The sequence below is a fragment of the Variovorax sp. 01T439_2 genome, from assembly GCF_056398445.1.
In genome coordinates this window covers 1-9,587 of the sequence record NZ_JBFTPJ010000107.1, presented here as the reverse complement: position 1 = coordinate 9,587, position 9,587 = coordinate 1, and the positions used below count along the sequence as shown (strand labels likewise).

The 9,587-nt window shown below is 64.9% G+C and carries 11 protein-coding genes and 1 tRNA gene; all 12 read right to left on the bottom strand.

The window, feature by feature from the left end; genetic code table 11:
* Positions 1 to 333: 2Fe-2S iron-sulfur cluster-binding protein (locus AC1DOC_RS07660; protein ID WP_478129614.1), on the bottom strand; the 333-nt coding region annotated here is incomplete at its 3' end.
* Positions 334 to 353: 20 nt separating this feature from the next.
* Positions 354 to 1,694, bottom strand: coding sequence for an NADH-quinone oxidoreductase subunit NuoF (gene nuoF, locus AC1DOC_RS07655; RefSeq protein ID WP_027729767.1), 1,341 nt, complete (start codon positions 1,692 to 1,694; stop codon positions 354 to 356).
* Positions 1,694 to 2,242: an NADH-quinone oxidoreductase subunit NuoE family protein gene (locus AC1DOC_RS07650; protein WP_012748603.1), complete on the bottom strand. Its 549-nt coding sequence runs from the start codon at positions 2,240 to 2,242 to the stop codon at positions 1,694 to 1,696. The genes nuoF and AC1DOC_RS07650 overlap by 1 nt, the downstream gene beginning before the upstream one ends.
* A 10-nt stretch (positions 2,243 to 2,252) precedes the next feature.
* A complete protein-coding gene (locus tag AC1DOC_RS07645) occupies positions 2,253 to 3,506 on the bottom strand; it encodes an NADH-quinone oxidoreductase subunit D (protein WP_018905852.1) in 1,254 nt (417 codons plus the stop codon).
* Between the two features lies 1 nt (position 3,507).
* Positions 3,508 to 4,119, bottom strand: coding sequence for an NADH-quinone oxidoreductase subunit C (locus AC1DOC_RS07640; RefSeq protein WP_012748605.1), 612 nt, complete (start codon positions 4,117 to 4,119; stop codon positions 3,508 to 3,510).
* A 13-nt stretch (positions 4,120 to 4,132) separates the two neighbouring features.
* Entirely contained in the window at positions 4,133 to 4,612 is a 480-nt protein-coding gene (locus tag AC1DOC_RS07635) for a NuoB/complex I 20 kDa subunit family protein (RefSeq protein ID WP_012748606.1), read from the bottom strand.
* A gap of 15 nt (positions 4,613 to 4,627) precedes the next feature.
* Positions 4,628 to 4,987 (bottom strand): NADH-quinone oxidoreductase subunit A, encoded by a 360-nt coding sequence (locus AC1DOC_RS07630; protein WP_012748607.1) that lies wholly within the window; start codon positions 4,985 to 4,987, stop codon positions 4,628 to 4,630.
* 68 nt (positions 4,988 to 5,055) lie between these two features.
* A tRNA-Leu gene (locus tag AC1DOC_RS07625) sits at positions 5,056 to 5,140 on the bottom strand.
* Positions 5,141 to 5,257: 117 nt separating this feature from the next.
* A complete protein-coding gene (gene secG, locus AC1DOC_RS07620; RefSeq protein WP_012748608.1) occupies positions 5,258 to 5,671 on the bottom strand; it encodes a preprotein translocase subunit SecG in 414 nt (137 codons plus the stop codon).
* A gap of 39 nt (positions 5,672 to 5,710) precedes the next feature.
* On the bottom strand, positions 5,711 to 6,496 hold the full coding sequence (gene tpiA / locus AC1DOC_RS07615) for a triose-phosphate isomerase (RefSeq protein ID WP_478084541.1): 786 nt from the start codon (positions 6,494 to 6,496) through the stop codon (positions 5,711 to 5,713).
* Positions 6,490 to 7,488: an NAD(P)H-quinone oxidoreductase gene (locus AC1DOC_RS07610; protein WP_412511382.1), complete on the bottom strand. Its 999-nt coding sequence runs from the start codon at positions 7,486 to 7,488 to the stop codon at positions 6,490 to 6,492. The genes tpiA and AC1DOC_RS07610 overlap by 7 nt, the downstream gene beginning before the upstream one ends.
* Positions 7,489 to 7,581: 93 nt before the next feature.
* Positions 7,582 to 9,587 (bottom strand): polyribonucleotide nucleotidyltransferase (gene pnp / locus AC1DOC_RS07605; protein WP_478129613.1); only part of this gene is annotated, 2,006 nt, incomplete at its 5' end.

The following is a 9,587-nucleotide window of genomic DNA, read 5'->3' as shown; positions in this document are numbered from 1 at the left end:
GTCCTGCAGCTGGCACTCGCCGCCCTGGTCGCAGATCGGGCAATCGAGCGGGTGGTTGATCAGGAGGAACTCCATGACCGACTGCTGCGCCTTGATGGCCTTTTCGCTCTTGGTGCGAACGATCATGCCCTGCGTGACGGGCGTGGCGCAGGCCGGCATCGGCTTGGGCGCCTTTTCCACGTCGACCAGGCACATGCGGCAGTTGGCCGCGATGCTGAGCTTCTTGTGATAGCAGAAGTGCGGGATGTAGGTGCCCGCCTTGTCGGCCGCATGCATCACCATGCTGCCTTCGGTCACTTCGACCTTCTTGCCGTCGAGTTCGATTTCGATCATGAGTATGTTTCTTCTCGCGCTCAGGCTTGGACCGGCGCCTTCGGGACGTAGCCCGGAACCAGGGCCTCGAACTCGTGACGGAAGTGCTTGATCATGGCGCGCACCGGCATGGCCGCCGCGTCGCCGAGCGCGCAGATCGTGCGGCCCTGGATGTTGTCGGCCACGGAGTTCAAGAGGTCCATGTCCGACGCCCTGCCCTGCCCGTTGTGGATGCGGTCCACCACGCGGTACAGCCAGCCCGTGCCTTCACGGCACGGCGTGCACTGGCCGCAGGATTCGTGCATGTAGAAGTACGAGAGGCGCCGCAGCGACTCGACCATCGACCGGCTGTCGTCCATCACGATCACCGCGCCCGAGCCCAGCATGGAGCCGGCCTTGGCGATGGAGTCGTAGTCCATCGTGCATTCCATCATGATCGAAGCCGGCAGCACCGGCGACGACGATCCGCCGGGGATCACGGCCTTGAGCGTGCGGCCCTTGCGAACGCCGCCGCACAGTTCGAGCAGCTTGGAGAACGGCGTGCCCATGGGCACTTCGTAGTTGCCCGGCAGCTCGACGTCGCCGCTCACCGAGTAGATCTTGGTGCCGCCGTTGTTCGGCTTGCCGCATTCGAGGTAGGCCTGGCCGCCGTTGTTGATGATCCAGGGCACCGCCGCGAAGGTCTCGGTGTTGTTGATGGTGGTCGGCTTGCCGTAGAGGCCGAAGCTCGCCGGGAACGGCGGCTTGAAGCGCGGCTGGCCCTTCTTGCCTTCGAGCGATTCGAGCAGCGCGGTTTCCTCGCCGCAGATGTAGGCACCGAAGCCGTGGGCGGCGTGCAACTGGAAGTTGTACGTGCTGCCCATGATCTTGTCGCCGAGATAGCCGGCGGCGCGCGCCTCTTCGAGGGCTTCCTCGAAGCGGTCGTAGCTCTGGAAGATCTCGCCGTGGATGTAGTTGTAGCCCACGCTGATGCCCATCGCATACGCGGCGATGGCCATGCCTTCGATCACGATGTGCGGGTTGAACTGCAGGATGTCGCGGTCCTTGCACGTGCCCGGCTCGCCTTCGTCGGAGTTGCAGACGAGGTACTTCTGGCCCGGGAACTGGCGGGGCATGAAGCTCCACTTCAGGCCCGTGGGGAAGCCCGCGCCGCCGCGGCCGCGCAGGCCCGAGGCCTTGACTTCGGCGATCACCTGGTCGGGCGTGAGGCCCTCGGTGAGGATCTTGCGCAGCGCCTTGTAGCCACCGCGCGCCTCGTAGTCGGCCAGGCGCCAGTTGGTGCCGTTCAGGCCGGCATAGATCTGCGGCTCGATGTGGCGGTCATGGAAACAGGTCTGGACGCCCGTGGCCTGGAATTGCTGGAGCACTTGTTCGGGCGACATCAGGCGGCCTCCCCTTTGGTGGAAGCACGCAGCCCGTCGATGAGCTGGTCGAGCTTCTCGTTGCTCATGAAGCTGCACATGGTGCGGTCGTTGACCAGCATCACGGGCGAATCGGCGCAGGCACCCAGGCATTCGCTCTGCTGCAGCGTGAACATGCCGTCGGCCGTGGTCTCGCCCATCTTGATGCCGAGCTTCTTCTCGAGGTGGACCAGCGCGGTGACGCCGTCGCGCAGCTGGCACGGCAGGTTGGTGCAAACGTTGAGCTTGAACTTGCCCACCGGGTGCTGGTTGTACATGTTGTAGAAGGTCGTGACCTCATGCACGGCGATCGGCGCCATGCCAAGGTACTCGGCGATCTCGCGCTCGCGCTGCATGCTGATGAAGCCTTCGTCCTGCTGGACGATGGCCAGGCAGGCCATCACGGCCGACTGCTTGCCCGCTTCGGGGTACTTGGCGACTTCGCGCGCAAAGCGCTCGAGAATCGCAGGCTTCAGAGGAGCAGAAGGCGCCGAGGGCGCCGTGTCATGGTGGGTCGAGGAAGTCGTCATTCGCTCTTTCTCACCTGTCGATTTCGCCGAACACGATGTCCATCGTGCCGATCACCGCGACAGCGTCGGCGATCATGTGGCCGCGCGACATTTCGTCGAGGGCGGCGAGGTGCGGGAAGCCGGGCGCGCGGATCTTCAGGCGGTACGGCTTGTTGGCGCCGTCGCTCACCAGGTAGATGCCGAACTCGCCCTTCGGGTGCTCGACGGCGGCATACGCTTCGCCTTCGGGCACGTGGAAGCCTTCGGTGAAGAGCTTGAAATGGTGGATCAGCTCCTCCATGTTCGCCTTCATCGATTCGCGCGCGGGCGCGGCGACCTTGTGGTTGTCGGTGATCACCGGGCCGGGGTTGGCGCGCAGCCAGGCCGAGCACTGCTGGATGATCCTGTTGGCCTGGCGCATTTCTTCCACGCGCACGAGGTAGCGGTCGTAGCAGTCGCCGGTCTTGCCGACCGGCACGTCGAACTGCATCTGGTCGTAGACGTCGTAGGGCTGCTTCTTGCGCAGGTCCCATTCGACACCCGAGCCGCGCAGCATGGGGCCGGTGAAGCCGAGGTTCAGCGCGCGCTCCGGCGTCACCACGCCGATGCCCACGGTGCGCTGCTTCCAGATGCGGTTGTCGGTGAGCAGCGTTTCGTACTCGTCGACCATTCCGGGGAAGCGCTTGCAGAAGTCGTCGATGAAGTCGAGCAGCGAGCCCTGGCGGTTCTCGTTGAGCTTCTCGATCGCCTTCGCGTTCTTGATCTTGCTGACCTTGTACTGCGGCATCGCATCGGGCAAGTCGCGGTAGACGCCGCCCGGGCGGAAGTACGCCGCATGCATGCGCGCGCCCGACACGGCTTCGTACATGTCGAACAGGTCTTCACGCTCGCGGAAGCAGTAGATGAGCATGTTCATCGCGCCGCAATCCAGGCCGTGTGCGCCGAGCCACAGGAGGTGGTTCAGCAGCCGGGTGATCTCGGCGAACATCACGCGGATGTACTGCGCGCGGATCGGCACGTCCAGGCCCATCATCCGCTCGATGGCGAGGCAGTAGGCGTGCTCGTTGCTCATCATCGACACGTAGTCGAGACGGTCCATGTACGGCAGCGACTGGATGAAGGTGCGCGATTCGGCGAGCTTTTCGGTTGCGCGGTGCAGGAGGCCGATGTGCGGATCGGCGCGCTGGATCACTTCGCCGTCGAGCTCGAGCACCAGGCGCAGCACGCCGTGGGCGGCCGGATGCTGGGGACCGAAGTTGAGTGTGTAGTTCTTGATTTCGGCCATATCAGTGCAAACCGCTGCCGTAGTTGTCTTCGCGAATGACCCGCGGCGTGATCTCACGCGGCTCGATCGATACCGGCTGGTAGACCACGCGCTTCTGCTCTTCGTCGTAGCGCATCTCGACGTGGCCCGACACCGGGAAGTCCTTGCGGAACGGATGGCCGATGAAGCCGTAGTCGGTCAGGATGCGGCGCAGGTCGTCGTGGCCTTCGAACACGATGCCGTAGAGGTCGAAGGCTTCGCGCTCGAACCAGGTGGCAGCGTTCCACACGGGCTGGAGCGAGTCGACCACGGGCAGGTCTTCGTTCGGCGCAAACACCTTGAGGCGCACGCGCTGGTTGAGGCTCACCGACAGCAGGTGCGTGACGACGCCATAGCGCTCGCCCTGCCACTCGCCTTCGCGGTAGTCGGAGTAGTCCATGCCGCAGAGGTCGATCAGCTGCTCGAAGCGGCAGCCGGGCGCATCGCGCAGCAGCATGGCCGCCTCGATGTAGGCGTCGGCAGCAACCACTACGGTTACCTCGCCCAGTGCGAGCGTCACGCTCTTGGCGCGAGCGCCAAGCGTCTCGGCAATGGTGGCGCGCAGCACCTCCGGCGAAATTGCAAAATCAGTCATCGTCGGCAATCCCTCAGGCGCGCGCAATGGTGTTGGTGCGGCGAATCTTCTGCTGCAGCTGGATCACGCCGTAGAGCAGCGCTTCGGCGGTGGGCGGGCAACCCGGCACGTAGACATCCACCGGCACGATGCGGTCGCAGCCGCGCACCACCGAATAGCTGTAGTGGTAGTAGCCGCCGCCGTTGGCGCACGAGCCCATGGAAAGAACCCAGCGCGGCTCGGGCATCTGGTCGTAGACCTTGCGCAGTGCCGGCGCCATCTTGTTGCACAGCGTACCGGCCACGATCATCAGATCGGACTGGCGCGGGCTGGGCCGGAACAGCATGCCGAAACGGTCGATGTCGTAGCGGGCTGCGCCTGCGTGCATCATTTCGACGGCACAGCAGGCCAGACCGAAAGTCATCGGCCAAAGTGATCCGGTCTTCGCCCAATTCACCACCGAGTCGTAGGTGGTGGTGACGAAGCCTTCCTTCATGACGCCTTCAATGGCCATTTTGTCGATTCCTTGTCATTCCCAGTCGAGCGCGCCTTTTTTCCACTCGTAGGCAAAGCCCACGACGAGGATGGCGAGAAAGATCATCATGGCCCAGAAGCCGACGGCGCCGATTTCCTTGAGCGCAATGGCCCATGGAAAGAGAAAGGCAATCTCGAGATCGAACAGGATGAAGAGAATGGCGACGAGGTAATAGCGCACGTCGAATTTCATGCGCGCATCCTCGAAGGCCTCGAAGCCGCACTCGTAGGGAGCGTTCTTCGCTGCGTCGGGCCGGTTGGGACCCAGGATGTAGCCGATGACTTGCGGTGCGACACCTACACCGACACCGACCAAAATGAACAAGAGGACGGGGAGATAGGAATCGAGGTTCATCGGGAGATTTTTCACCGCTTGCCACCGGCAGGAAAACACTCTGGATGAGGTTTTCTGCCGGTGAGATTTGGTGCGGTCGGCGAGACTCGAACTCGCACAGCTTTCGCCACTACCCCCTCAAGATAGCGTGTCTACCAATTTCACCACGACCGCGGTTTTTTGTTCGGATGGCATGAGGTACCTGGAAAGGTGTTTGGCTTTCCGAACAGCTTTAGAGTTTACCCTGAAATGAAGCAGTTTCTCACTGACAGCTTCATGAAAACAACTTGATTATTTGTTCGGGATCTGGCCCGCGCCCGAAACGGGTGCGGCAGGCGCCGAAGCAGGTGCACCGGCAGGCGCCGCGCCCGAGGTGCCGCCCGGAATCTGCCCTGCCGCGCCCGAAGCGGGCGTTGCCGGCGTACCGACGGCCGCGCGCTCCAGCAGGCTGCCGCCGCCCGCAGGCCGTGCGTGGCTGAAGTAGGCCAGCAGCAAGGTGCATGCAAAGAATACCGCCGCCAGCACTGCCGTGGTGCGCGAAAGGAAATTCGCACTGCCGCTCGCACCGAACAGGCTGCCCGCGCTGCCGCTGCCGAAGGCCGCGCCCATGTCGGCGCCCTTGCCGTGCTGGATCAGGATCAGCCCGATCATTGCAAGGGCCGACAGCATCTGCACGCCGACCAGTAGATTGAGGACCACATTCATTCGTTCTTACTCCTAATTGATGTCGGCCACTGCCCGCGTTCAGCGGGAAGCGGCGGAAATGATCTGCAAAAAGTCGGGGGCCTTGAGCGACGCGCCGCCGATCAGGCCGCCGTCGATGTCGGGCTGCGCCAAGAGCTGCGCGGCGTTGGCCGCGTTCATGCTGCCGCCATAAAGAATGCAGATGCCGGCGGCGTGCTCGCTCGCGGCATGGTGCAGCTGTGCGCGCAGCACGGCATGCACCGCCTGCGCCTGTTCCGGCGTGGCCGTCTTGCCGGTGCCGATGGCCCAGACCGGCTCGTAGGCCACGACGATCTCGCTGATGCAATGGCCATTGACGTGGATCACCGCGGCCAGCTGGCGCTTGACGACTTCTTCGGTGCGCCCTGCTTCGCGCTCGGCCAGCGTCTCGCCCACGCAGACGATCGGCGTGATGCCGTTCGCGAGCGCAGCCGCCGCCTTGGCCGCCACCGCCTCATCGGTCTCGCCATGGTATTGGCGGCGCTCCGAATGGCCGACGATGGCATAGCGCACGCCGAAATCCTTCAGCATGACGGCCGAATGCTCGCCCGTGAACGCACCCTGCGGATGCGCCGAGATGTCCTGTGCCCCCAGCGCCATGGCCGAGGAGCCCGCCAGCAGCGATTGCAGCTGCGCGAAATACGGGGCCGGCGCGCAAAGCGCGATGCCGCAGCTGGCCGGCGCCGCGGCCAGGCCCTGCTGCAGGGCCTTCACCAGCGCCTCGTTGGCAGCCAGGCTGCCGTTCATCTTCCAGTTGCCCGCGATCAGCTTCTTTTTCGTGGTCATCGTGTTGTTGTCCGTCACCATGTCAGCACGATCTTGCCGATGTGCTGGTTGGATTCCATCAGCGCATGCGCCTGCGCTGCCCCGCTGGGTTCGCCATCGGCCGCAAAGGTGCTGTGGATCACGGGCTTGACCGCGCCGCTTTCGAGCAGCGGCCAGACCTTCTCGCGCAGCGCCTTGGCAATGGCCCCCTTGAAGGCCACCGGCCGCGGACGCAGCGTGGAGCCGGTGATCACCAGCCGCTTGCGCAGCACCAGGCCCGCATTGAAGTCGCTCTTGGCGCCGCCCTGCACCGCGATGATCACGAGCCGGCCGTCTTCGGCCATGCATTCGATCTCGCGCGCCACGTAGTCGCCCGCGACCATGTCCAGGACCACGTCCACGCCCTTGCCGCCGGTGAGCTTCTTCGCCTCTTCGGCGAAGTCGCTCGTGCGGTAGTTGATGGCGTGGTCGGCACCCAGCTTTTTGCAGGCCTCGCACTTGTCGTCGCTGCCGGCCGTGGCGATCACGGTGGCACCCAGCGCCTTGGCGATCTGGATGGCCGTCACGCCGATGCCGCTGGTCCCGCCCTGGATCAGCAGGGTCTCGCCCTTTTGCAGGCGGCCGCGCTCGAACACATTGCTCCAGACGGTGAAGAAGGTCTCGGGCAGCGAGGCGGCCTCGATGTCGCTCCAGCCCTTGGGCACCGGCAGGCATTGCGCCACGGGCGCCACGCACAGCTGGGCATAGCCTCCGCCCGCGATCAGCGCGCAGACGCGGTCGCCGACCTTGAACCCCGCCTCGGCCAGGGCCGCGGCGTCGCCCGACACGATCTCGCCGGCCACTTCGAGGCCCGGCAGGTCGGAGGCGCCCGGCGGAACCGGGTAGTGCCCCTTGCGCTGCAGCACGTCCGGACGGTTCACGCCGCTGGCCGCGACGCGGATCAGCAGTTCGCCCACGCCGGCCACCGGATCGGGGCGCTCCACGGCGCGCAGCACCTCGGGGGCGCCGTACGAAGTGATTTCAATGGCTTTCATGGTCTTTGGCCTGCAACGCCCGTTTCCGGGCGTGGTTAGCGAATACTGGAAAACGGGACGGCAGCGGCATGTCTGCCGCCGCGCCCTGCTTTCTTACTCTTGCGAATCGCGCGGTGCGTACGGCTGCTCGCCGACGGGTGCCGGCTGCTGCTCGTTGCTGCGCGGCTGCTGTTGCTGCTCGCTGCTGAAACGCGGAGCGCGTTCGCCGCGATCGCCACCACGGTCGCCGCGGTCCGAACGCTCGCGGCGTTCGCCGCCGCGGTCACCGCGGTCGCCACGGTCTTCGCGCGGCGGACGCTCGCTGTATTCCATGCCGGCCGGACGCTCGGTCAGGGCCTTCATGGACAGCTTGACGCGGCCCTTCTCGTCGGTCTCGAGCACCTTGACCTTGACGATCTGGCCTTCGCTCAGGTAGTCGGTCACCTTCTCGACGCGTTCGTGCGCGATCTGGCTGATGTGCAGCAGGCCGTCCTTGCCGGGCAGGAGGTTGATGAGCGCGCCGAAGTCCAGGATCTTGGTGACCGGGCCTTCGTAGACCTTGCCGATTTCGACTTCGGCCGTGATCTGCTCGATGCGCTTCTTGGCGAACTCGGCCTTTTCAGGGTCGGTCGAGGCGATGGTGATGGTGCCGTCTTCGTCGATGTTGATCGTCGTGCCGGTTTCTTCCTGCAGGCCGCGGATGACCGCTCCACCCTTGCCGATCACGTCGCGGATCTTCTCGGGGTTGATCTTCAGCGTGGTCAGGCGCGGTGCGAACTGCGACACCTCGGTCTTGGCCTCGCCCATGGCTTCCTGCATCTTGCCGAGGATGTGCATGCGCGCTTCCTTGGCCTGGGCCAGTGCGACCTGCATGATTTCCTTGGTGATGCCCTGGATCTTGATGTCCATCTGCAGCGCGGTGATGCCGTTGGTCGTGCCGGCCACCTTGAAGTCCATGTCGCCCAGGTGATCTTCGTCGCCCAGGATGTCGGTCAGCACCGCGAAGCGGTTGTCTTCCTTGATGAGGCCCATGGCGATGCCGGCCACGTGGGCCTTCATCGGCACGCCGGCGTCCATCATCGAGAGGCAGCCGCCGCACACCGAGGCCATCGACGAGGAGCCGTTGGATTCGGTGATTTCAGACACCACGCGGATGGTGTAGGGGAACTCTTCCTTGGTCGGCAGCACGGCGACGAGCGCGCGCTTGGCCAGTCGGCCGTGGCCGATTTCGCGGCGCTTGGTCGAGCCCATGCGGCCCACTTCGCCGGTGGCAAAGGGAGGCATGTTGTAGTGGAACAGGAAGCGGTCTTCGTACTCGCCGGCCAGCGCGTCGATGCGCTGCGCGTCGCGTTCGGTGCCGAGCGTGGTGACGACCAGGCCCTGCGTCTCGCCGCGCGTGAACAGCGCCGAGCCGTGGGTGCGCGGCAGCACGGAGTTGCGGATCTCGATGGGGCGCACGGTGCGCGTGTCGCGGCCGTCGATGCGCGGTTCGCCCGACAGGATCTGGCTGCGGACAATCTTCGATTCGATAGCGAACAGCAGGTCGTTGACCTTGCCGGCGTCGAAGGGCTCGCCGCTTTCCTTCAGCGTGTTCATCACGCTGGCATTGGCTTCGCGCAGGGCTTGCGTGCGGGCTTGCTTGCTGCGGATCTGGTAGACGGCGCGCAGCTTTTCCTCGGCCAGGCTCTTGACCTTGGCAACGAAGGCTTCGTCTTCGGCCGGCGCTTGCCAGTCCCACACCGGCTTGCCGGCGTCGCGCACGAGTTCATGGATCGCATTGATCGCGATGTTGGCCTGCTCATGGCCGAACACCACGCCGCCCAGCATGATTTCTTCGCTGAGTTGCCGTGCTTCGGACTCGACCATCAGCACGGCGGCTTCGGTGCCGGCCACCACGAGGTCCATCTGCGAATCCTTGCGGGCGGTCTGGCCCGGATTCAGCACGTACTGGCCGTTGATGTAGCCCACGCGGGCAGCACCGATCGGGCCGCTGAACGGAATGCCGGAGATCGACAGCGCGGCGCTCACGCCGATCATGGCGGCGATGTCGGCGTCGACTTCGGGGTTGAGCGACAGCGTGTGGATGACCACGTGCACTTCGTTCAGGAAGCCCTCGGGGA

What these genes read in the sequence shown, in the direction of transcription:
- nuoF (WP_027729767.1), bottom strand. Translation starts at nt 1,694, where the DNA reads ATGTCGCCCGAACAAGTGCTCCAGCAATTCCAGGCCACGGGCGTCCAG.
- AC1DOC_RS07650 (WP_012748603.1), bottom strand. Translation starts at nt 2,242, where the DNA reads ATGACGACTTCCTCGACCCACCATGACACGGCGCCCTCGGCGCCTTCT.
- AC1DOC_RS07645 (WP_018905852.1), bottom strand. Translation starts at nt 3,506, where the DNA reads ATGGCCGAAATCAAGAACTACACACTCAACTTCGGTCCCCAGCATCCG.
- AC1DOC_RS07640 (WP_012748605.1), bottom strand. Translation starts at nt 4,119, where the DNA reads ATGACTGATTTTGCAATTTCGCCGGAGGTGCTGCGCGCCACCATTGCC.
- AC1DOC_RS07635 (WP_012748606.1), bottom strand. Translation starts at nt 4,612, where the DNA reads ATGGCCATTGAAGGCGTCATGAAGGAAGGCTTCGTCACCACCACCTAC.
- AC1DOC_RS07630 (WP_012748607.1), bottom strand. Translation starts at nt 4,987, where the DNA reads ATGAACCTCGATTCCTATCTCCCCGTCCTCTTGTTCATTTTGGTCGGT.
- secG (WP_012748608.1), bottom strand. Translation starts at nt 5,671, where the DNA reads ATGAATGTGGTCCTCAATCTACTGGTCGGCGTGCAGATGCTGTCGGCC.
- tpiA (WP_478084541.1), bottom strand. Translation starts at nt 6,496, where the DNA reads ATGGTGACGGACAACAACACGATGACCACGAAAAAGAAGCTGATCGCG.
- AC1DOC_RS07610 (WP_412511382.1), bottom strand. Translation starts at nt 7,488, where the DNA reads ATGAAAGCCATTGAAATCACTTCGTACGGCGCCCCCGAGGTGCTGCGC.